The organism is Cupriavidus sp. P-10, from assembly GCF_003402535.2.
Classification (GTDB): Bacteria; Pseudomonadota; Gammaproteobacteria; order Burkholderiales; family Burkholderiaceae; genus Cupriavidus.
Genome location: NZ_AP025171.1, coordinates 1,491,682 through 1,512,612, shown reverse-complemented (window position 1 = coordinate 1,512,612; position 20,931 = coordinate 1,491,682). Strand labels below are relative to the sequence as shown.

18 protein-coding genes are annotated in these 20,931 nt (G+C 67.6%); 8 read left to right on the top strand and 10 right to left on the bottom strand.

The window, feature by feature from the left end:
* Nucleotides 1-12 precede the first annotated feature (12 nt).
* The 3 genes from CTP10_RS23900 to CTP10_RS23890 form a co-directional block, all read right to left on the bottom strand.
* On the bottom strand, nucleotides 13-1,320 hold the full coding sequence (locus CTP10_RS23900; protein ID WP_116321731.1) for an MFS transporter: 1,308 nt from the start codon (nucleotides 1,318-1,320) through the stop codon (nucleotides 13-15).
* Between the two features lie 146 nt (nucleotides 1,321-1,466).
* On the bottom strand, nucleotides 1,467-2,399 hold the full coding sequence (locus CTP10_RS23895; protein ID WP_116321730.1) for a 3-keto-5-aminohexanoate cleavage protein: 933 nt from the start codon (nucleotides 2,397-2,399) through the stop codon (nucleotides 1,467-1,469).
* 63 nt (nucleotides 2,400-2,462) lie between these two features.
* Nucleotides 2,463-3,245: an SDR family oxidoreductase gene (locus CTP10_RS23890; RefSeq protein ID WP_116321729.1), complete on the bottom strand. Its 783-nt coding sequence runs from the start codon at nucleotides 3,243-3,245 to the stop codon at nucleotides 2,463-2,465.
* Nucleotides 3,246-3,375: 130 nt separating this feature from the next.
* On the opposite strand from CTP10_RS23890, the gene CTP10_RS23885 reads away from it, so the two are divergent.
* Complete coding sequence (locus CTP10_RS23885) at nucleotides 3,376-4,143, top strand: GntR family transcriptional regulator (protein ID WP_116321728.1); 768 nt, start codon at nucleotides 3,376-3,378, stop codon at nucleotides 4,141-4,143.
* A 142-nt stretch (nucleotides 4,144-4,285) separates the two neighbouring features.
* Nucleotides 4,286-5,530, top strand: coding sequence for a TetR/AcrR family transcriptional regulator (locus CTP10_RS23880; protein ID WP_116321727.1), 1,245 nt, complete (start codon nucleotides 4,286-4,288; stop codon nucleotides 5,528-5,530).
* 48 nt (nucleotides 5,531-5,578) lie between these two features.
* Here CTP10_RS23880 and CTP10_RS23875 read toward each other — a convergent pair whose 3' ends face one another.
* From CTP10_RS23875 to CTP10_RS23845, 7 genes are all read right to left on the bottom strand, one after another.
* The gene (locus tag CTP10_RS23875; protein WP_116321726.1) at nucleotides 5,579-6,688 is read right to left on the bottom strand and encodes an ABC transporter ATP-binding protein; all 1,110 of its coding nucleotides are present in this window, start codon (nucleotides 6,686-6,688) and stop codon (nucleotides 5,579-5,581) included.
* Nucleotides 6,675-7,652, bottom strand: a complete 978-nt coding sequence (locus CTP10_RS23870; protein ID WP_116321725.1) for an ABC transporter ATP-binding protein — start codon at nucleotides 7,650-7,652, stop codon at nucleotides 6,675-6,677. Before CTP10_RS23870 ends, CTP10_RS23875 begins: the two co-directional genes overlap by 14 nt.
* Before the next feature lie 54 nt (nucleotides 7,653-7,706).
* Nucleotides 7,707-9,362, bottom strand: a complete 1,656-nt coding sequence (locus tag CTP10_RS23865) for an ABC transporter substrate-binding protein (protein WP_317924812.1) — start codon at nucleotides 9,360-9,362, stop codon at nucleotides 7,707-7,709.
* A gap of 141 nt (nucleotides 9,363-9,503) precedes the next feature.
* Nucleotides 9,504-10,442 carry an ABC transporter permease gene (locus CTP10_RS23860; protein WP_116321724.1) on the bottom strand — a complete coding sequence of 313 codons (939 nt, stop codon included), beginning with the start codon at nucleotides 10,440-10,442 and terminating at the stop codon, nucleotides 9,504-9,506.
* Nucleotides 10,442-11,398, bottom strand: a complete 957-nt coding sequence (locus CTP10_RS23855) for an ABC transporter permease (protein WP_116321723.1) — start codon at nucleotides 11,396-11,398, stop codon at nucleotides 10,442-10,444. Before CTP10_RS23855 ends, CTP10_RS23860 begins: the two co-directional genes overlap by 1 nt.
* A gap of 242 nt (nucleotides 11,399-11,640) precedes the next feature.
* A complete protein-coding gene (locus CTP10_RS23850; RefSeq protein WP_116321722.1) occupies nucleotides 11,641-12,780 on the bottom strand; it encodes an acyl-CoA dehydrogenase family protein in 1,140 nt (379 codons plus the stop codon).
* 69 nt (nucleotides 12,781-12,849) lie between these two features.
* On the bottom strand, nucleotides 12,850-14,034 hold the full coding sequence (locus CTP10_RS23845; protein WP_116321721.1) for an acyl-CoA dehydrogenase family protein: 1,185 nt from the start codon (nucleotides 14,032-14,034) through the stop codon (nucleotides 12,850-12,852).
* 533 nt (nucleotides 14,035-14,567) lie between these two features.
* On the opposite strand from CTP10_RS23845, the gene CTP10_RS23840 reads away from it, so the two are divergent.
* The 6 genes from CTP10_RS23840 to CTP10_RS23815 all read left to right on the top strand — a co-directional run bounded on the left by CTP10_RS23840 (nucleotide 14,568) and on the right by CTP10_RS23815 (nucleotide 20,931).
* Complete coding sequence (locus CTP10_RS23840) at nucleotides 14,568-15,920, top strand: MFS transporter (protein WP_233528263.1); 1,353 nt, start codon at nucleotides 14,568-14,570, stop codon at nucleotides 15,918-15,920.
* Between the two features lie 73 nt (nucleotides 15,921-15,993).
* On the top strand, nucleotides 15,994-18,075 hold the full coding sequence (locus CTP10_RS23835; protein ID WP_116321719.1) for a 3-hydroxyacyl-CoA dehydrogenase NAD-binding domain-containing protein: 2,082 nt from the start codon (nucleotides 15,994-15,996) through the stop codon (nucleotides 18,073-18,075).
* A gap of 182 nt (nucleotides 18,076-18,257) precedes the next feature.
* Nucleotides 18,258-19,109, top strand: coding sequence for an STAS domain-containing protein (locus tag CTP10_RS23830; RefSeq protein ID WP_116321718.1), 852 nt, complete (start codon nucleotides 18,258-18,260; stop codon nucleotides 19,107-19,109).
* A gap of 16 nt (nucleotides 19,110-19,125) precedes the next feature.
* A complete protein-coding gene (locus CTP10_RS23825) occupies nucleotides 19,126-19,494 on the top strand; it encodes an STAS domain-containing protein (protein WP_116321717.1) in 369 nt (122 codons plus the stop codon).
* A complete protein-coding gene (locus CTP10_RS23820; protein ID WP_116321716.1) occupies nucleotides 19,491-19,904 on the top strand; it encodes an anti-sigma regulatory factor in 414 nt (137 codons plus the stop codon). Before CTP10_RS23825 ends, CTP10_RS23820 begins: the two co-directional genes overlap by 4 nt.
* A gap of 28 nt (nucleotides 19,905-19,932) precedes the next feature.
* The gene (locus CTP10_RS23815; RefSeq protein WP_116321715.1) at nucleotides 19,933-20,931 is read left to right on the top strand and encodes a SpoIIE family protein phosphatase; all 999 of its coding nucleotides are present in this window, start codon (nucleotides 19,933-19,935) and stop codon (nucleotides 20,929-20,931) included.

The following is a 20,931-nucleotide window of genomic DNA, read 5'->3' as shown; positions in this document are numbered from 1 at the left end:
CGCGCTGAAGACTCAGCGTTCCTGCCCCTGGCGCAGGCGCGGCGCCACCGCGCAGGCTACCAGCAGCAGCACGGCCATGATCACCAGGCCATTGCGCGTGCTGCCGGTCGCCTGCTCGATCAGGCCCATCGTCGACGGCCCGATAAAGCCGCCGACCAGGCCGCAGGTATTGATCAGTGCCAGCCCGCCCGCCAGCGCCACGCCGGTGAGCCGCGACGACGGGAACAGGAACACGATCGACTGCACCACGAAGAACATCAGCGCCGTCATCGAGAAGCCGACCAGTGCCAGCACCGGGCCCGAGAACGCGGCAATCAGCAGGCCGGCCGCCATCACGACCAGGCCCAGGCACAGCAGGCGGCGTCCGCGCTGCGGGGTGTTGGCGTGGCGCGGCAGCAAGGCCGCACCGATAGCGGCGGCAATCCACGGCAGGGAGTTGAGCAGCCCGATCTCCAGCGGCGTGAGCTTGCCGTACGTGCCGATAATGCCCGGCAGGAAGAAGATCACCGTATAGATCGCGATCTGGTGGCAGAAGTAGATGAAGATCGCCAGCCAGACCTGCGGATCGCGGATGGCGCCCAGGAACGAGTGGCCACCAGCGCCCGCGCTGCCATCTGCGGCTTCGGCGGCCAGTTGGCGGCGGACTTGCTGCGCCTGCGCCGGCGTCAGCCACGGCGCGCTTTCCGGGCCATCGGGCAGCTTCTTCCACACTACCGCGGCCAGGAACACGGCCGGCAGGCCTTCGAGCACGAACATCCATTGCCAGCCCTTGAAGCCCCACATGCCGTCCATGCCCAGCAGTGCGCCGCCGAGCGGGCCGCTGACGATGTTGGCGATGCAGACGCCAAGCAGGAAATAGCCGACTGCCCGCGCGCGGTCCTCGCGGCCAAACCAGTAGGTCAGGTACAGCATCACGCCGGGGAACAGGCCCGCCTCGGCCGCGCCAAGGAGCACCCGCATGATGTAGAACGACGTCTCGCCTTGGACAAAGGCCATTGCTGCGGACAACAAGCCCCAGGTCACCATGATGCGGGTGATCCAGAAGCGCGCCCCGACCCGATGCATGATCAGGTTGCTCGGGACTTCGAGCAGGGCGTAGCTCAGGAAGAACAGGCCTGCGCCGAGGCCGTACGCGGCCGCCGAGATGTTCAGGTCGACGGCGATATGGGTCTTGGCCAGGGCAATGTTGGTGCGATCAAGAAAGCTGATCACGTACGACAGCACCAGCAAGGGCATGAGCTTGCGGAACAGCAGCCCGGTCAGCGGGCGGTCTGTCGGCGCGGCCAGCGATGGCGCGCCGGGAGCGGGTACGGTCTGCATGAGCGTGGTCTCCATTGGCGGATACGGCGCTGCGCCTCGCGGGCCGCGCGGCTGCCGTCCTGCCTGGTTGATGTGTTCGGTGCCCGCCAGTAGGTGGCGGGTGTCGATGGTGGCGGGGAGCCGGCCCGCTGCGGCCCCGCCGGCGTTCAGAACGCGGTGCCTGCCGCGCCCTTGAGGTCGAGGATGTCGCGGGCTTCGTCCGGCGTGGCCACGTCGATGTTCAGCGCTTCCAGCACGGTGCGGATGCGCGTGACCTGCTCGGCGCTCGATGCCGCCAGCTGGCCCGGGCCGATCCACAGGGAATCTTCCAGGCCGACGCGCACGTTGGCCCCCATCGCCGCGCCGATCGTCGCCAGCGGGATCTGGCCGCGTCCGGCACCGAGGATCGACCAGCGGAACTGGTCGCCGAACAGGCGCTGTGCGGTGCGGCGCATGTGCATCAGGTCTTCGGGATCGGGGCCGATGCCGCCCAGGATGCCGAATACGGACTGGATAAACACGGGGCCCTTGACCAGGCCGCGGTCAAGGAAGTGCCGCAGATTGTACAGGTGGCTGATGTCATAACACTCGAACTCGAAGCGCGTGCCGTTGGCATTGCCGATTCGCAGGATGTTCTCGATGTCCTGATAGGTGTTCTTGAAGATCAGGTTGCGGCTGTTCTCCAGGTGTTCGCGCTCCCAGTCGTGGCGCAAGTCCTTGAAGCGCTCCAGCATCGGGAACAGGCCGAAGTTCATCGAGCCCATGTTGAGCGAGGCCAGTTCGGGCTTGAAGGTCGTGGCCGGCAGCATGCGTTCTTCCACCGTCATGTGCGGGCTGCCGCCGGTGGTGATGTTGATCACCGCGTTGGTCTCGGCGCTGATTTTGGCGAGGAAGGGGCGGAACAGCTCGGGGTCCTGCGACGGGCGCCCGTCCTTGGGGTCGCGCGCATGCAGGTGCAGGATGGCGGCGCCGGCGCGCGCGGCGTCGATGGCCGCCTGTGCGATCTCGTCCGCGGTCACCGGCAGGTGCGGCGACATGCTCGGGGTGTGGATGGCGCCGGTCGGCGCGCAGGTGATGATGGCTTTGGCTCGCTTGGCCATGGTGGTTCCTTTGGTCTGGCGTTGTTTGGGGGATGCGGGCGGCGCGTGCGGGGGCAGGGCGCCTTAGCTGAGCGCCTGGGTCAGGCCGTCGACGACCAGTTCCTGGCCGTGAACGTTGGCTGCCTGGTCGCTGCAGGCAAAGCGCACCATGCTGGCGATATCGCGCATCGTCACCATGCGGCCCAGCGCCGCCTGCGACGTGTAGTTGCGCGTGACTTCGTCGAGCGGCTTGCCGAGCGACTCCGCCTTGGCGGCAATGACCGCGCGGATACGCGGGCCGTCGACCGCGCCGGGCAGCACCGTGTTGACCCGGATACCATCCGCGCCCAGCTCCAGCGCCAGCGACTTGGTGAAACCCACCACGGCCCATTTCGACGCGGAGTAGGCCGAGCGGCCCGGCATGCCGAGATGGCCGGCCGCCGATGACAGGTTGACGATGGCCGGCGCGCGTCCCTGGCGCAGGCGCGGCACCGCGGCGCGGGTGCACAGGAACTGGCCGGTGATGTTGACCGCGAGGCAGCGTTCCCAGTCGGCCAGTGACAGCGTTTCGACGCCGCCGGTCGGGCCGGCCACGCCGGCGTTGTTGACCAGCACATCGAGGCCGCCCAGTCCCGCATCGAGCGCCTGGAACAGCGCGTCGACATCGTCCTCGCGGGATACATCGGCCTTGAGCGCCAGCACGCCGGGCAACTCCGCCGCAATCCGCTCCAGGCTCGCGCCCGAGACGTCGCATACCGCAACGCGGGCACCGGCTTCCACGAAAGCCCGTGTGATCTCCAGGCCGATCCCGTCGGCGCCGGCGGTCACCAATACGCGTTTGCCCGCCAGCGATTCATCCTTCCACATGTTTCCGGTCTCCTTGCTTCCCGTGCTTGAAAGTTCTCGCGACAGGCGTTCGCCTGCCTTCGGAAGCAAGATTAAAACTGTGATCACAGATCTCATATAGCGGATAACCCTATGTGATATGCTTCACCGCATGCCCCTGAACGAACTCGTAACGCCGCTGACCCGCCAGACGCTGAGCCGTGACGTCTACACCCAGTTGCGGGAACTGCTGATCACCGGCCAGATGATGCCGGGGGAGCAGATTTCGCTGCGCAATATCGCTGCCGCGCTGGGCGTGAGCGTGATGCCGGTGCGCGAGGCGGTCCACCGCCTGGTCGCCGAGCAGGCGCTGGAACTGACGCCCAACCGCGCGCTGCGCGTGCCGCGCATGAGCGTCAGCCAGTTCGAGGAAATCACCAAGATCCGGATCCAGCTGGAGGGGTTGGCGACGGCCACCGCGGCCGAACGCATCACCGATGCCGAACTGGCGGAGGTCGAGTCGCTGCGCGGCCGGTTCGCGGCCGAGATGTCGAAGCCCCGGCCCGACGGCGCCGCGGTCATCGCCGCCAACCAGGCGTTCCACTTTGCCGTCTACGCGGCGGCGCAAATGCCGATCCTGCTGCAGATGATCGAGTCGCAATGGCTGCGCATCGGGCCGATCCTGAACCACGACCTGCGCTCCGGATCGCGCCGCGTGGAAGAGCGCGTCGCGGTCAGGCATCACGACATGCTGGTCGAGGCGCTGCACGGGCACGACAGCGACGCGGCCTGCGCGGCGCTGCGCGGGGATATCGAGAGCGCGGCGGCCTACATCGTGTCGGCGGGCGTGCTGGTCAATGCGGACAGCATCGAGCCTGCCGCGGCCATGCTGGCGCCGGTGCAGCGCACGGCCAGGACGAGGGCGAAGACGGCGTCGTAGTCGTCCCGGGCGCTTCAACAATACGGTATGTGCGGAAAAGCGGGGATCATCCTGATATCCGCTGCAGAAACCCCCAACCTATAATCCAAAGCAACGTATCTTCGAAAAACCGGTTCGCCCGATTCGGGCAACCGGACCGCTCATGCTCACGGACCAGTCGGAAGCCAGGCAGACCCGCCGTTATGTCGAAAAGCGCGAGGGCATCCTCGATGCCGCCGCGGCGCTCTTCAACCGCAAGGGGGTGCGCGGCACGACCCTCTCTGACGTCGGCCAGCTGGTGGGGCTGAACACCAACAGCATCACGTACTACTTCCGCAAGAAAGAAGACCTGGTGCTGGCCTGCCTGATGCGCACGATCGAGGAAATGCGCGGCCTGGCCGGCGCGGCGTCGCAGCACGGCAGCGCCGGCGAGCGCGTTGCCGCCTTTATCGCGTTGTTTGTCGCACGGCTGGCGCGAACCGCGGCAGGCGAGCGGCCGGAGCTGATGAGCTTCCGCGAAATCCGCGCGCTGCCGGCCAGCCATGCCGACGTGGCGTTCTCCGCCTACAACGACATGTTCCGGCAGATCCGCGGGCTGCTGCGCGATGCCACGCCCGCCGACCCGGCACAGGACCCGGCACACCGCAGCGCGCTGAGCGCGCGGGCCCACCTGCTGCTGTCGCTGACCAGCGGCGCGATGAGCTGGATCGAACGCTACGAGCCGGCGGACTACCCCAAGGTCGCGCAGACGCTGGCGGACATCGTGCTCAACGGCATTGCCGCGCCGGGCACCGCGTGGCAGCCGGAACTGGATATTGCCGCGCTGCTGCCGACACTGGGCCAGCCGGAAACGACGCAGCAGGCGTTCCTGCGCGCCGCCACCGAACTGCTGAACGAGCAGGGCTACCGCGGCGCCTCGGCGGATCGCATCTCGGCCCGGCTGAACCTGACCAAGGGCGCGTTCTACCACCACAACGAGAACAAGGACGACCTGATTTCCGCCTGCTTTGACCGCATGTCGGCGGTGATCCGCGATACCCAGACGCTGGTCGACGAGATGCCCGGCACCGGCTGGGACAAGCTGTGCGCGGTGTCGCGCGCGCTGGTGCATTACCAGTTCTCCAGCCAGGGGCCGCTGCTGCGGCTGACCATCTATGGCGCGCTGCCGGAAGAGATGCGCGTCGCCAAGATGCAGGACATGGCGCGGCTGTCCACGCGCTTTGTCCGCCTGCTGGTGCAGGGCATGCAGGACGGCTCGATCCGGCCGCTGGACCAGTCGATCGCCGCGCTGCAGGTGCACGGCATGATCAACGCCGCAGTCGAACTGCGCCGCTGGGTCCGCGATGCCACCTCGGACAATGCCGCCGAGCTGTTCGTGCGCCCCATGATGATGGGCCTGCTGCGCTGAACCGCGCTGATCCGGCGCCGTCGCGCCGGGTTTGCCGCGCGCTGCCTTTCAGCCGTACAGGTGGCAGGCCACCATCTGCCCGTCGCCCTGGTCGCGCAGCACCGGATCGGCGCTGCTGCAGTGGGGCATCGCCGAAGGGCAGCGTGTATGGAAGCGGCAGCCTGAAGGCGGATGCATCGGACTGGGGACTTCGCCCTGCAGCACGATGCGCTGCCGCTGGCGTTCGGCGCGCACGTCGGCCACCGGCACGGCGGACAGCAGCGCGCGCGTGTACGGATGGCGCGGCTCGGCGTAGAGCTGGTGACGGCTGGCGATCTCGACGATACGGCCCAGGTACATGACCGCGATGCGGTCGCTGATATGGCGCACCACCGCCAGGTCATGGGCGATGAACAGGTAGGACAGGCCCAGGCTGCGCTGCAGCGCCATGAACACATTGACCACCTGCGCCTGGATCGATACGTCCAGCGCCGACACCGGTTCGTCGCAGACGATCAGGCTCGGTTTCAGCGCCAGCGCGCGCGCGATGCCGATGCGCTGGCGCTGGCCGCCCGAGAACTCGTGCGGATAGCGGTCGGCCATGTAGGGCAGCAGGCCGACCATGTCGAGCAGCTCGGCCACGCGCGCCTGCAGCGCGGCACGATCGCCGGCCAGGCCGTGTACCTGCAGCGGTTCGGCGATGATGTCGCGCACCTTCATGCGCGGGTTCAGCGACGCGAACGGATCCTGGTAGACCATCTGCACGCTGCGGCGGAAGTGTTTTTCGCGCGCGCGGCTGAAACCGGCCAGGTCCTCGCCGTCGAAGGCGATCCGTCCCGCGCTGGCAGGCAGCATCTTCATGATGGCCAGCCCGGTGGTGGACTTGCCGCAGCCGCTTTCGCCCACCAGTCCCAGCGTCTCGCCCCGGCGCAGCGTGAACGAGACGCCGTCGACGGCCTTGACCGAGGCGACCTGGCGCCTGAGCAGCACGCCGCGCGTCACGGGAAAATGGACCTTCAGGTCTTCGACCTTCAGGATCACGTTGCCGGGCTGGAACGTCTGGCCCGGTTGGCCCGGTTGGCCCGGCTGGCAATTGGCCGGCGCCTCGGCGCTTGTGCTGCCATGCGGGCGTTCCGGCGGCGCGACGCTGCGCGCCAGGGGCGTGTCAATGGGCGTCATGGAGGAAGCAGGCCTTGAGGTGGTGGTCGGAAACTGCGCGCAGTTCTGGCGGCGCCTGCCGGCACTGCTCCTGCGCCAGCCGGCAGCGTGGCAGGAAGGCGCAGCCCGGGCCCAGCGCGGTCAAATCGGGCGGCTGGCCGTCGATTGGCACCAGCGGCTGGCTGGTGTCGCCGTCCAGGCGCGGCACGCAGGCCATCAGGCCGCGCGTGTAGGGATGCGCGGGATGGCGGTACAGCTCGTCCGCCGACGCTGTCTCCACCAGCCGCCCGCCGTACATCACCGCGACGCGGTCGGCATAGCGCGCCACCACGCCAAGGTCGTGCGTGATCAGGATCAGCGCCGTGCCGGCCTGCTGCGCCAGCCCCTTCAGCAGGTCCAGGATCTGCGCCTGCACGGTGACATCGAGCGCGGTGGTCGGTTCGTCGGCGATGATCAGCTTCGGCTTGCAGGCCAGCGCCATCGCGATCATCGCGCGCTGGCGCATGCCGCCGGAAAACTGATGCGGATAGGCATGCACGCGGCTGCGCGGCTCCGGGATCTGCACCTGCGCCAGCAGCTCCGCGGCCTCTTCGTAGGCGTCGCGCCAGGCGCGGCCCCGGTGCACGCGGATCGGCTCGGCGATCTGCTTGCCCACGGTCAGCGCCGGGTTCATCGACGACATGGGTTCCTGGAACACCATCGCGATGCGGTTGCCGCGGATGGCGCGCATCGCCGCCGGCCTGAGCCTGAGCAGGTCCTGTCCTTCGAAGCGGATCTCGCCGGACTCGATGACGCCGGGCGGCTGCGGGATCAGGCCAAGGATCGACAGCGCGGTCACGCTCTTGCCCGAACCCGACTCGCCGACGATCGCCAGCGTCTCGCCCGCGGCCACGTCGAACGAGACGCGGTCCACCGCGGTGACCACGCCGCGGTCGGTGTGGAAGCGCGTGGTCAGGTTCTTCACCTGCAGGATTGGCTCTGTCATGGTTGCATTCCGTTGGACGGTGCGGGTTGACGGTGCGGGTTGGCGTTGCGCAGGTCAGAACCCGAGCTTCTTCTTCATCTCCTGGTCGATCCAGGCCCGTGCATAGATGGGCCCGTTACGCACGGCGCCGGCGCGCAACTCGCCGTCGTAGTTCTTGACCCACGGCCACCACGCGGTGAACAGGTAGGGCGTGGGCAGCCAGATATAAGGGGCTTCTGCCAGGATGTCGCGGGTCATTCCACGCAGCGCTTCCTGACGCTTGCCCAGGTCGCGCATCTGGAAGGCCTGGTTGACGCGGGCATCGAACCTGGGGTCGTTCCACTGCGAGGCGTTCCACACCTGTCCCGCGACAAAGCTCTTGCGGATCGTCGTGGTCGGGTTGGTATGGCCGTTGCTCATCATGTAGCCCGGCGCATTGGTCTTGGTGGTCATTGCCGACAGGAAGGCTCCGTACTCCATCGGCTGGATCTCGATGCGCACGCCGACCTGCTCCAGGTACGCGGCGATCAGCGGCAGCATTTCCATATGGTCCTGGGCGCAGGCGCAGACCTGCACCTTGAACTTGAAGCCCTTCGGGTAGCCGGCCTCGGCCAGCAGCTTCTTCGCTTTTTCCGGGTTATAGGTGAACAACTCCTTGACCGATTCCGGCATGGCGCTGAGCGGCTCGAAATAGCCGGTGTAATCCGGGTGCTGCGGATAGGCGAACAGCTCGGCATTGCCGCCGTAGTACTGCTTGACGATTTCCTGCTTGTTCACCGCCATGTTCAGCGCGCGGCGCACGCGGATATCGTTGAACGGCTTGGCGTCGACGCGCAGCGCCAGGTATTGCCCGGTGTAGGACAGCCAGCGGGACCACTTGAGCTGCGGCGCGCTCTTCTTCAGTTCATCGACGGCGGTCCAGCGCACCATTTCCAGCACGTCGAGCTTGCCGGTGCGCAGCATGGTGTTGCGGGTGGCCTCGTCCTTGACGGTGCGCAGCACCACCTTGTCGGCGAAGGGCAGCTTGTAGTCCTTGCCGCCGATCTTCTCGGTGTCCCAGTACTGCGCATTCTTCGCATACGTGCTGGAATTGCCCTGCACGAACTGGCTCAGCGTGAACGGGCCGGAGCCGGTGACGTTCTTCCAGTTCGCGGCGCCGGCGGTGGCGACCTCCCTGGGCATGATGCCGGAGTAATAGCCCCAGCCAAAGCGGTAGTCCCATTCCGCATTGAACTCCTTGAAGCGGAACACCACCGTATGCTTGTCCACGGCTTCGACCTTGCTCAGGTGGTCGAAGTAGGTGGGGATTTTCTTGGCGCTGGCGCTCTGGCGGCTGTAGCTGAACACCACGTCCTCGGCGGTCAGTTCGCGCTCTTCCATCACGCCCGGCTTGGCCGGGAAGCGCACGTTCTTGCGCAGCTTGACTTCGAGCGTGAGCGGGTCGGTCCATTTCCAGCTCTCGGCGAGTTCGCCACGGATGGCATCTTCGGGCAGCCAGGCGTCGGCCTGGAACGCGTACTTGCCACCGTTGCGCCGGGACTTGGACAGGTCGGCGGCGAAGAGCTGCTCATAGACCTGGCCGGTGTCGTAGTTCTGCTTCCAGTTCCAGTCGCCCAGGTCCCACGACAATGCGGAGATGGTGGGGTAGACCGAGCCGACTTCGATGGTGCCGCCATATTTCGGCGCTTCCGCCTGCGCGGCCGCCGTGCCGCAGGCCAAGGCCGCGGCCATTGCCGTCGCCGCCATCGCCACCGCCAGGGAAGCCCGCCTCGCCATTCCGCCGTCCGTCTTCACGCTGCGCACCATCGTCTGCTCCTTTGGGGATCATGATGTGCCGGCTCGTTATGCCGGCCGCTCGTCAATTTGCTGTTCTCAGCGGCTGCCCCGCATGCGCGGGTCGAGCAGGTCGCGCAATGCATCGCCATACACGTTGATTGCATAGACCACGACCGTCAGGCAGACGCCCGGCGCCAGTGCCAGCCACGGGCCCTGGAACATGAAGGTGCGGCCATCGCCCGAGAGCATCCCACCCCAGGTCGGGGCCGGCGGCGGCACGCCGAGGCCGAGGAAGGACAGCCCCGACTCCGCCAGGATCGCGGTGCCCACTCGCGTGGTGAACAGCACGATCACCGGCGGCAGCACATTGGGCAGGATATGGCGCCACAGGATGCGGCTGGTCGACGCGCCCATCGACTGCGCCGCATGCACGTACATGTTCTCGCGCACCGACACCACCGCGCTGCGCACGATGCGCGAGCCGCCGATGCCCAGCAGCAGGCCGAGCGTGCAGACAATCTGCCAGCTGCCCGGGCCCAGCACCGACACCACCACGATCAGGATCACCAGGTCGGGAAAGCTCATCCAGGCATCGACCATACGCTGCACGAACAGGTCGATCTTGCCGCCGAGGTAGCCGGTCAGGATGCCCAGCAGCAGGGAAATCGCCGTGGCCAGCGTCGCCGCCGACAGTCCGATCACCACCGACAGCCGGGCCCCATACAGGCAGCGCGAGAACATGTCGCGGCCAAGGTTGTCGGTGCCGAACGGATGCGCCCACGAGGGCGGCTGCAGCCGCGCCATCATGTTGATCTCGTTCATGCCATACGGCGCCAGCAGGTCTGCGAACACGCCGCAGAACAGGAACACCGCGCAGATCACCGCGCCGGCCGCACCCAGCGGCTTGTCGCGGAACAGCCGGCGCAGCAGGGCGAAGCGGGGCTGCCGTTGCCGGGCGGCGCGGGGCAGGGCACCGGGCAGCGTGGCAGGCAGGGTGGCGGAAGCGGCTTGCGGATCGACGGTCGGGGGTGCCATCAGCGGTGCCTCACTTTGGGGTCGAACAGGCCGTAGCTCAGGTCGACGAGCAGGTTGATCAGCATCACCGCGACGCCGACCACGAGGAAGACGCCCGTGATCAGCGGATAGTCGCGCTGGTGCACGGCATCGAGCAGCAGCAGCCCCATGCCCGGCACGACGAAGATCTGCTCGATCACCACGGCGCCGCCGATCAGCAGCGGCGCCTGAAGGCCGATCAGCGTCACCACCGGGATCAGCGCATTGCGCAGCGCATGCCGCAGGATCACCAGCGGCTCGTTCAGTCCCTTGGCCCAGGCCGTGCGGATATAGTCCTGGCGCAGCACCTCCAGCATCATGGTCCGCGTCATGCGCATGGTGATGGCCGACAGCGCCATGCCCAGCACGACGGCCGGCACCAGCATCTGCCTGACATGCTGCACCGGGTCTTCCAGGAAGGGGACGTAGCGCACTTCCGGCGACCAGCCCCACCAGACCGAAGGGAATACCATCACCATCGTGCCGAGCCAGAAGCTTGGCACCGCCAGCATCAGGATAGAAAAGGAACGCGCCACATAGTCCGCCGCGGTGTCCTGCCGGATCGCGGACAGCACGCCGATCGGCAGCGCCACCGTCAGTGCCACGCCCAGGGCCAGCACGCCCAGCGAGAAGGTAGCGGGGATGCGCGCCATCACCATCTTCAGCACCGGCTCGCCTTGCCACAGCGACTGGCCCAGGTCGCCATGCAGCACGATATTGCCGACCCAGTGCAGGTACTGCTCCCACATCGGGCGGTCCAGCCCGAGCGTGCGGACCAGGTCTTCGCGGGTGCGGGTATCGGCGCTGATGTCGTTCTGGCTCAGCATCAGGTCGACCACGTCGCCTGGCACCAGCCGCACGATGGCAAACACGATGATGCTGGCGAAGACCAGCGTCGGCAGCAGCGCCAGCAGGCGGCGCAGTAGATAGGCGCTCATGGCCGGCCTCCGTGCGTGTGCCGGCATTGCGGCGTGGCGCCGGCAGATGCCTTCGTTGGCGGGAATGCGGGTGTCCAGGGACTTGCCGACATGCTGCCTCCTTGCTGGCGGTCGGGCCGGCGCGGGCGCGTGACGCCGCGGCGGGGGCGCCCGTTGCCGCCTCGGTGTTGCGTGATGTCCTGCAGGGCCCCGCCTTGGGGCCGCCTGTGTCAGTGGCTCGGATCCAGCCGCTCAATATCCGCTCAATAGCCGCGCAATGTGGCCCAGCGGTCGAGCTGCCAGTTGGCGTCGCCCAGCCATTCGTGCGCGGTGCGGGCGCGCTTCATGAAGAAGCCGATATCGAATTCGTCGGTCATGCCGATGCCGCCTTGCATCTGCACGCCTTCCTGCACCGCCAGCGTGGCGGTATCGCCGGCCTTGGCCTTGGCCACGCAGACCAGCGGCTCGGGGCCGTCAGCGCGGCCTTCGTCGAGCCGCTGCTGGCAGCGCAGCACGGCAGCGCGCGCGAGCTCGATCTCGGCGAAGAGATGCGCGGCGCGGTGCTGCAGTGCCTGGAATTCACCGATGGCCCTGCCGAACTGCTTGCGTTCCTTCAGGTAGGCCAGCGTGCGCGCGAAGCTGGCATCGGCGATGCCGAGCAGTTCGGACGACAGCACCGCGCGGGCGATGTCGAGCACGCGCTCCAGCATTTGCGCCCCGGCACCCACGCTGCCAAGCAGCGCATCGGCCGGCACCCTGGCGGTGCCGAAGGTGATGCGCGCGGCGTTGGTGGCGTCAGCCAGCACGCAGCGCTCTACCTGTACGCCAGCGTGGTCGCGCGGTACCAGGAACAGCGAGATGCCGTCGCTCGCGCCGGCTGCACCCGTGCGTGCCGCGACCACCAGCGTATCGGCCACATGGCCGTCGACCACGAAGACCTTGGTGCCATCGAGCACATAGCCGTCGGCGTCGCGCCGCGCCTGCATGGCGATGCGCTCGGGCCGGTGCCGGGCGGCTTCGTCCAGCGCCAGCGCCATCAGGTGCCGGCCCGCGGCGATCTCCGGCAGCAACGCGCTGCGCTGGCTGTCGCTGCCGTACAGGCCGACCAGCGCAGCGCCAAGCACGGCAGTGGACAGGAAGGGCAGCGGCGCCAGCGTGGTGCCGATCGCTTCCGCGATCACGCCGGCCTCGACCGCGCCGAGGCCGCTGCCGCCGTAGGCCTCGTCGATCATCACCCCGGCAAAGCCCAGCGCGGCGCAGCGCTGCCACAGCTCGCGCGAGAAGCCGACGGGGTCGCGGGTGTCGCGCAGCGTGCGCAGCGCGGAGATCGGGGCGTTCTCCTGCAGGAACGTCATGGCGCTGTCGCGCAGCATCTCCTGCGTGTCGGTCAATACGATGGGCATGGCGGCGTTTGGCAGAGGTGGGGTCTTGGAGGATTGCGCAGCAACTCAGGCGGCAACTCAGGCAGCAACTCAGGCGCCGGGCAGACCGAGCAGGCGCTTGGCGACGATATTGAGCTGGACCTCGCTGGTGCCGCCCTCGATCGAGTTCGCCTTGGTGCGCAGCCATGCCCTGGCCAGCGCGCCTTCCTGGCTGCGCGGGCCTTCCCATTCGAGGGCATCGGTGCCGCCGACCGACATCAGCAGCTCATAGCGCCGCTTGTTCAGTTCCGCGCCGTAGTACTTCAGCACGGACGAGAACGCGGCCATGCCTTCGCCTTGCCGGGCCAGGTCACGGGCGCGCTCGCCGGCGGCGGCGAACGCGGCTTCGTCTATTTCGAAGCGGGCGATCTGCGCGCGCAGCATCGGGTCATCGAGCCGATGGCGCTCGTCCACGCCGATGACCCTGGCGGCATGGCGCCCCAGCGGCTGGCGGAAGCCGCGGCTGCCGATCGCGCTGATCATCTCGCGCTCATGCGTCAGCAGGTACTTGGCGATGGCCCAGCCGCCGTTGAGCTCGCCGACAAGCTGGTGGCGCGGCACCTTTACGTTGTCGAAGAAGGTCTCGCAGAAGGGTGATTTGCCGGAGATCAGCACGATGGGGCGGGTCGAGACACCCGGCGACGCCATGTCGAACAGCAGGAAGCTGATGCCGGTATGCTTCTGCGCCGCGAAGTCGGTGCGCACCAGGCAGAAGATCCAGTCGGCCTTGTCGGCATACGACGTCCAGATCTTCTGGCCGTTGACCACAAAATGGTCATCGCGCTCGTCGGCGCGCGTCTGCAGCGCGGCCAGGTCGGAGCCGGCATTGGGTTCCGAATAGCCCTGGCACCAGCGGCTCTCGCCGCGTGCAATCCTGGGGAGATGTTCCTGCTTTTGTGCCTCGGTGCCATATTTCAGCAGTGCGGGGCCGAGCATGGAGGTGCCGAAGCTCTGCAGCGGCACGCGGCAGTTCAGCCGCTGCATCTCGGCGCGCAGCACCCGGGCCTCGGCGGCGCTCAATCCGGCGCCGCCATACTCGCGTGGCCATTCCGGTACGGTCCAGCCCTGTCCGGCCATCCGCTGCAGCCACAGCCGCTGCGCTTCTGACTGATAGCGGAAGTTGCGGCCGCCCCAGCAGATGTCTTCCTCGTCCTGCATCGGCAGGCGCATTTCAGGGGGGCAATTGGCCTCCAGCCAGGCGTGTGCCTGCTGCCGGAACGTTTCCAGTGCGTCCAAGCTCGTCTCCTTGTTGTGCACCTGTGGAGCCCGTTGTCCTGCGCTGTCGCCTGGCGGCCGGCGGGATCAGGGGCACTGCGCCAGCAGTCTCATTTTTCTAAAAACAGCAGACTCTGCGCAGCGGCAGGAACTTTTATACAAGTCGCTTCTGGCATCGTCAATACTCCAAAACCTAAACCGCACGGCAGGACGGCGCCATCCGGAACCGGAGGGAAGGGCCAGGATGGGACGGGAAGCCGCCACGGCAAAGGCATCGCAGCGCTAATGCGGCGCAGCAAACTTGCGTGAATATGCGGAATTTTCATGATATGTATGGCCAGAATCGTGGGGCTCGTGCCGCATTCCCACCTGCCTGGCCGGGCTTGCCTCAGCGCCGTCGGTGCCAGCTTTTCGCCCCGATGCCGGAATTTCGAAATCGCCAAGAATCCCCACGCTCGAAAAACGAACGCTTGTGCTACGATTCTTCGCAGCCATACCAACAATACTAAAAACATCCGGCACCGCACCGGGCCGGACTGATAGCGGGAGACAACGTGACAACGCAGGCCGGCATGAGCGGCGCGCTGCCGGGCGCAGCCGCGGAGGCGGAGCAGCAACGGGCCGAACAGCATTTCCGCGACCATGTCGACCGCCACTTGCCGCGCAACGCGAAGGCGTTCCTGATCCACGGCATGCTTGGCATGACCGGTTTCCGGCTGGTGACCGCACCCACCTTCGTGCCCGCCTACCTGTACCTGTTGTCCGGCTCCAAACTCACCGTCGGGCTCGTGCTCGCGGCCCAATATGCCGGCATGGCGGCTTCGTCGATCTGGGGCGCGACGCTGATCGAGCATCGCCAGCGCGTGATGCCGCTGATCTACCTGGTGGGCTGGCTGGTGCGCGGGCAGATCCTGGGGCTGGCGCTGTCTGCGCTGCTGCTGAGCGGGCGCGGCGCGCTGGCGGCCGCGGCGGCGTTCCTGCTGCTGTTCGGTCTGCTCAACGGCGTGCAGAACGTGAGCTTCAACTACCTGACCTCCAAGATCATCCCGCTGGCGCGGCGCGGTCGGCTGACGGCGCTGCGCAATTTCTTCGGCGGCCTGACCGCGGCGACGGTGGCGTGGATGGGCGGGCGCTACCTGGTCGGCAACGACGTGTTCGGCAATGGCTATGCCGCCACGTTCCTGGCGGCCTTCGTGCTGACGAGCCTCGGGATCTCGGCGCTGGCCGGCATGCGCGAGCCGGCGCTGCATGACGTGCGCGTGCGCGCGGGCTTTGGCCGGCGCGTGCGCGAGTTGCCGGCGCTGCTGGCCGCCGACCGGGATTTCGTGCGCTTCTTCGTGGCGCGGGCACTGGTGGCGCTGGGCATGATGGCGATGCCGTTCTACGCGATCTACGCCGGCCGGCTGCTCGGGCTGGATGGCTCCACGCTCGGGTACCTGAGCCTGGCCTACCTGCTGGCGCAGACGGGCAGCAACCTCGCCTGGGGCCGTGTCGCCGACCGCGTTGGCTACCGCGTGGTGTTCCTGGCCAGCATCGCCACCTGGATCGCCGCCACGGCGTGGCTGCTGGCGTGCGCCACGCTGCCGGGCTTCCTGCTGGCGTTCTGCGGCCTGGGGGCGGGCTTCGGCGGCTTCTTTATCTCGGCGGACAACCTGGTGATGGAGTTCGGCGCACGCAAGGACCGGCCGATGCTGCTCGCGGTTTCCGATACGGCCACCTTCGCCATGATGGCCCTCGGGCCGGTGATCGGCGGGCTGCTGGCGCAGTCGGTGCATTTTCCGCTGGTCTTCGTCGTTGCCATCGCGGTCAAGCTGGCCGCCTTCGTGCTGGCGCTGCGTATCGCCGACCCGCGCTCGCGCCGCAGCGCAACGGACCGCACCGATGACGTGGCCGGGCTGCGTGACTGAGGCGTGCCTGGCCAGCCAATTTTTTTTACAAGCGCTTTCCCCGAACGCTTTCCCGAACAATCAAGGAGCTTGCATGACCGCCATCAACGCAGTCACCAGCCTTGCCATGGACGGCAATATCGCCGTGCTGACCGTCGATTCGCCCCCCGTCAACGCGCTGTCCGCCGCCGTGCGCGCGGGCATCCTGCAGGGGATCGAGCGCTGCGTCGCCGATCCGGCGGTGCAGGGCATCGTGCTGGCCTGTGCCGGCAAGACCTTCATTGCCGGCGCCGATATCACCGAGTTCGGCAAGCCGTTCGTGCCGCCGGGACTGCCTGACGTGCAGGCTGCCATCGAGAACAGCCCCAAGCCGGTGGTCGCCGCCATCCACGGCACCGCGCTCGGCGGCGGGCTGGAGGTGGCGCTGGTGTGCCATTACCGCATCGCCGCGCGCAGCGCGAAATGCGGCCTGCCCGAAGTCCACCTCGGGCTGCTGCCGGGTGCCGGTGGCACGCAGCGGCTGCCCCGGCTGGTCGGCGTCGGAAAGGCGCTGGAGATGGTCACCTACGGCACCCACGTGCCGGCGCCGGAGGCGGCCGAAATGGGCCTGCTCGATGCGCTTGCCGGCGATGCCACGCTGCGCGCCGATGCCATCGCCTTTGCGCGCCGGCTCGTTGCCGGGAATCGGCCGCTGCGCAAGGTGCGCGACCTCGACGACAAGATCGCCCCCGCGCGCGGCAATGGCGAACTGTTTGCCGCCTTCCGCAAGGCCAACGCGCGCCGGTTCCGCGGCTTCGAGGCGCCCGAGGCCAATATCCGCTGCATCGAGGCCGCGGTTGAACTGCCCTTTGACGAAGGCCTGCGGCGCGAGCGCGAGCTGTTCCAGGCGCTGATGGCAGGCACGCAGTCGGCGGCGCAGCGCTACGTCTTTTTCGCTTCGCGCCAGGTCTGGAACGTGCCTGACATCGGCGCCGACGTGCCGGCGATTCCGGTGGCCAGGGTGGGCATCGTCGGCGCCGGCACCATGGGCGGCGGCATCGCGATGAACTTCCTTAACGCCGGCATGCCCGTCACCATCGTCGAGACCACACAGGAGGCACTTGACCGCGGGCTGCGCACCATCCGCGCCAACTACGACAGCACCATGAAGAAGGGGCGCCTGAGCGCCGCCGATATCGAGGCGCGCATGGCGCTGCTGACACCCACGCTGGACCTGCAGCAACTGGCCGATGCCGACCTGGTGATCGAGGCGGTGTTCGAGAACATGGACGTCAAGCAGGAACTGTTCGGTCGGCTCGACCGCATCGTCAGGCCGGGCGCCATCCTGGCTACCAACACCTCGGCGCTGGATGTGGACGAGATCGCCGCAGCCACGTCGCGCCCCGAAGCCGTGATCGGTCTGCATTTCTTCTCGCCGGCCAATGTGATGAAGCTGCTGGAAGTGGTGCGCGGCGAGAAGACCGCAAAGCCGGTGGTACGGACCTCGATGGAACTGGCCCGCAAGATCGGCAAGGTCGCGGCGCTGGTCGGCGTCTGCCCCGGCTTCGTCGGCAACCGGATGCTGGCGCAGCGGCAGCGCGAAGCGCAGAAGCTGGCGCTGGAGGGCGCGCTGCCCTGGGACATCGACCGCGTGCTGTATGACTTCGGCTTCCCGATGGGCCCGTTCGCGATGAGCGACCTGGCCGGGCTGGACCTGGGCTGGGTGCGCGAGCGTTCCACCGGCTCGACACTGCGCGAGATCCTCTGCGAGATGGACCGGCGCGGCCAGAAGACCGGCGCGGGCTATTACGACTACGACGCGCAGCGCAACGCGCGGCCGTCGCCAGTGGTCGAGCAGGTCATCCGCGACTTTGCCGCGCGCCAGGGCCGGATTCGCCGCGCGGTATCCGACCAGGAAATCCTGGAGCGCTGCGTCTATCCGATGATCAACGAGGGCGCGAAGATCCTGCAGGAGGGCAAGGCGCTGCGGGCGTCCGATATTGATGTGATCTGGAACAACGGCTACGGCTGGCCGGTGTACCGGGGCGGCCCGATGTTCTATGCCGATACCATCGGGCTGGACAAGGTGGTGCGGACGCTGCGGCAGTACGAGGAAATGCTCGGCGAGGCGTTCCGGCCCGCGCCGTTGCTGGCAGAGCTGGCGGCGCGCGGCATGCGGTTTGCAGATCTGAAGTAGATATCGGAGGTACGGCCGGCCTGGACGGGTGCCACCACCGTGCAGCGCAGCGCACATCGCGGCGCCCGTCTTTGTTCCGCAGGGCGCGTTGTAACGTGGGGTGAGCTATCAATCTCTCCTAGAATGCACAAACACTTGCGTTGCTTGTTCCCTGTGCATCGCTTACAACCTCCGCCATTCACATGCGTCCAGAAAACCAACGCCTTGCCGACCTGTTGCAAGCCGAGCCGGACAAATTGATCGAAAGCTGGGCCACGGAATACCAGGCCTTGTCCGGCGGCCGGGGCTTCACCGGCGGTCTTGCCTCCGAGCAGCGCGCCATCCTGCAAGGCCTGCAGGCCGCCTTGCACGCTGATGGCGATGCGGGCGCGTTCGACCAGCCGCCGTTTGCCGAACTGCGCGAGGCGCTCGCCCACTTGTCGGGTTCGCGCGCCGCGCAAGGCGAAACCGCGGACATTACCAGCGGCTTCGTGCTGTCGCTCAAACGGCCGATCTTCGGGGCGCTGCAGCGCGACCGCAGCAACCTGGAAGCCCAGATCGACGTGATCTGGGCCGCGTCCGCCATCATCGACCGCATGGCCCAGTGGACCATGTCCACCTACCAGCGCACCCGCGAAGACATCATCCGGCGCCAGCAGGTGGAACTGCTCGAACTGTCGACGCCGGTCATCAAGCTGTGGGACGGGGTGCTGGCGGTCCCGCTGATCGGCACGCTCGACAGCAACCGCGCGCAAATGGTCCTGGAGACCTTGCTGCAGCGCATCGTCGAGACCGGCTCGGCACTGGCCATCATCGACATTACCGGCGTGCCGACGGTCGACACGCTGGTGGCCCAGCACCTGATGAAGACAGTGACGGCGATCCGCCTGATGGGTGCGGAAAGCATTATCAGCGGGATCCGTCCACAGATCGCGCAGACCATCGTGCATCTGGGCATCGACCTGCAGGGCATCGTGACCAAGGCATCGCTGGCCGACGCGCTGGCTGCCGCAATGCGGATGACGGGGCACACGGTGTCCCGTCATCCTGCCTGATCCGGAGGCACCAGGCATGGAGCGCATTCCGATCCTGCGGATGGGGCCCTACCTGCTGGTCACGATCCAGATCGACATGGAAGACCAGACGGCGTTGCGGCTCCAGGAAGACCTGGCGGGCAGCATCGAGCGGAACACGGCGCGCGGCGTGCTGATCGACGTCTCGGCGCTGGAAATCGTCGATTCCTTTATCGGCCGCATGCTGGTCGGCATTTCCGATATCGCGCGCATCCTGGGCGCGGACACGGTCGTGGTCGGCATCCGCCCGGCCGTGGCGATCACGCTGGTCGAGCTTGGCCTGCCGCTGACGGGCGTCAAGACCGCACTGAACGTCGAGCGCGGGATGGCACTGCTGGACCAGGCGCAGCGGAGTGGTCACAGGTGACGCAATCCGCGCTTGACGCCGCCGGATCGATCCCCCTGCGCGACGAGCGCGATGTCGTGCAGGCACGCTCGGTCGTGCGTTCCCTGACCGCCCAGCTGCAGTTTTCGCTGGTCGAGCAGACTAAGATGATTACGGCGGCCAGTGAACTGGCCCGCAATGCGGTGGTGCACGGCCACGGCGGCGAAATGCGCTGGGAATTCATCGACGAGGGTCAGCGCCGGGGATTGCGGTTGCATTTCGAGGACAAGGGCCCGGGCATCCCGGACGTTGCCCTGGCGCTGACCGATGGCTGGACCACTGGCCATGGCCTGGGCATGGGCCTGTCCGGAAGCCGCCGGCTGGTCAACGATTTCTCCATCCGTACCCAAGTCGGGGAGGGAACCTGTGTCAGTGTCACTCGGTGGAAGTAGCGGCCAGGGTCCTGCCGCCGTCGTGCCCATGGACGACGCCAGCCGGGTCGGCCAGGCCCGCCGGCTCGCGGCCGACCTGTGCACGCGGCTGGCCTTCGACAGTTCGCTGGCAGGCCGGATCGCCGTGGTGGCGAACGAACTCTGCAACAACCTGGTGCGCCATGCCGTGGGCGGCCGGCTGTTCATTGGCGGGCGGGCGGTCGGCGATGGCATGCTGATCGAGCTCATCTCGGTGGACAACGGGCCCGGCATGCGCGACCTGCAAGCCTGCCTGCGCGATGGCTATTCCAGCGCAGGCAGCGCCGGGCAGGGGCTGGGCGCGGTGCAGCGCATGGCCGACGACTTCGATATCGTCAGCTGCCTGGGCCAGGGCAGCGTCATCCTGGCGCGGTTCTACCGGGACCGGGAACCTGGCGGGCGGCCGGTACGCGAGGCGCAGGTGCACGGCTGCCTGGTCGGAGCGGTATGCCTGGCGGCACCCGGCGAACAGGTCAGCGGCGACGGCTGGGGCGTGGCGCAGCACGACGGCGGCGCCGAGGTGATGCTGGCCGATGGCCTCGGCCATGGCCCACTGGCCGCGGATGCAGCCCAGGCGGCGCTGGCGGCCTTTGCCGAAAAACCCGACAGCAGCCCGTCCCAGATCCTCGAACGCGCCCACGCGGCACTGCGCACCACCCGCGGCGCGGCCGTCAGCGCGGCGCGGCTGGACCTGCGGGCCAACCAGATCCACTTCGCCGGCGCCGGCAATGTGATGGGCCGCGTGATCACCGGCACCGCGGACCGCACGCTGCTGCCGCAGCACGGCACCGCCGGCATCCAGGTGCACACCGTCCAGGAGCAGGTGATGGAATGGCCGGCCCATGCCCTGGTCATCCTGTTCTCTGATGGCGTGCAATCGCGCTGGCAACTGGACGATGCCAGCCTGTTGCGGCACGATCCCACACTGATCGCGGCGTTTATCGTGTGGAAGTTCAGCCGGGGCCGGGACGATGCGACCGTGCTCGTGATTCGCCGCGCCGAGGGTTGA

What these genes read in the sequence shown, in the direction of transcription:
- CTP10_RS23895 (WP_116321730.1), bottom strand. Translation starts at nt 2,399, where the DNA reads ATGGCCAAGCGAGCCAAAGCCATCATCACCTGCGCGCCGACCGGCGCC.
- CTP10_RS23865 (WP_317924812.1), bottom strand. Translation starts at nt 9,362, where the DNA reads ATGGCCGCGGCCTTGGCCTGCGGCACGGCGGCCGCGCAGGCGGAAGCG.
- CTP10_RS23830 (WP_116321718.1), top strand. Translation starts at nt 18,258, where the DNA reads ATGCGTCCAGAAAACCAACGCCTTGCCGACCTGTTGCAAGCCGAGCCG.
- CTP10_RS23815 (WP_116321715.1), top strand. Translation starts at nt 19,933, where the DNA reads ATGGACGACGCCAGCCGGGTCGGCCAGGCCCGCCGGCTCGCGGCCGAC.
- CTP10_RS23855 (WP_116321723.1), bottom strand. Translation starts at nt 11,398, where the DNA reads ATGAGCGCCTATCTACTGCGCCGCCTGCTGGCGCTGCTGCCGACGCTG.
- CTP10_RS23890 (WP_116321729.1), bottom strand. Translation starts at nt 3,245, where the DNA reads ATGTGGAAGGATGAATCGCTGGCGGGCAAACGCGTATTGGTGACCGCC.
- CTP10_RS23885 (WP_116321728.1), top strand. Translation starts at nt 3,376, where the DNA reads ATGCCCCTGAACGAACTCGTAACGCCGCTGACCCGCCAGACGCTGAGC.
- CTP10_RS23900 (WP_116321731.1), bottom strand. Translation starts at nt 1,320, where the DNA reads ATGCAGACCGTACCCGCTCCCGGCGCGCCATCGCTGGCCGCGCCGACA.
- CTP10_RS23850 (WP_116321722.1), bottom strand. Translation starts at nt 12,780, where the DNA reads ATGCCCATCGTATTGACCGACACGCAGGAGATGCTGCGCGACAGCGCC.
- CTP10_RS23835 (WP_116321719.1), top strand. Translation starts at nt 15,994, where the DNA reads ATGACCGCCATCAACGCAGTCACCAGCCTTGCCATGGACGGCAATATC.
- CTP10_RS23825 (WP_116321717.1), top strand. Translation starts at nt 19,126, where the DNA reads ATGGAGCGCATTCCGATCCTGCGGATGGGGCCCTACCTGCTGGTCACG.
- CTP10_RS23875 (WP_116321726.1), bottom strand. Translation starts at nt 6,688, where the DNA reads ATGACGCCCATTGACACGCCCCTGGCGCGCAGCGTCGCGCCGCCGGAA.
- CTP10_RS23880 (WP_116321727.1), top strand. Translation starts at nt 4,286, where the DNA reads ATGCTCACGGACCAGTCGGAAGCCAGGCAGACCCGCCGTTATGTCGAA.
- CTP10_RS23870 (WP_116321725.1), bottom strand. Translation starts at nt 7,652, where the DNA reads ATGACAGAGCCAATCCTGCAGGTGAAGAACCTGACCACGCGCTTCCAC.
- CTP10_RS23860 (WP_116321724.1), bottom strand. Translation starts at nt 10,442, where the DNA reads ATGGCACCCCCGACCGTCGATCCGCAAGCCGCTTCCGCCACCCTGCCT.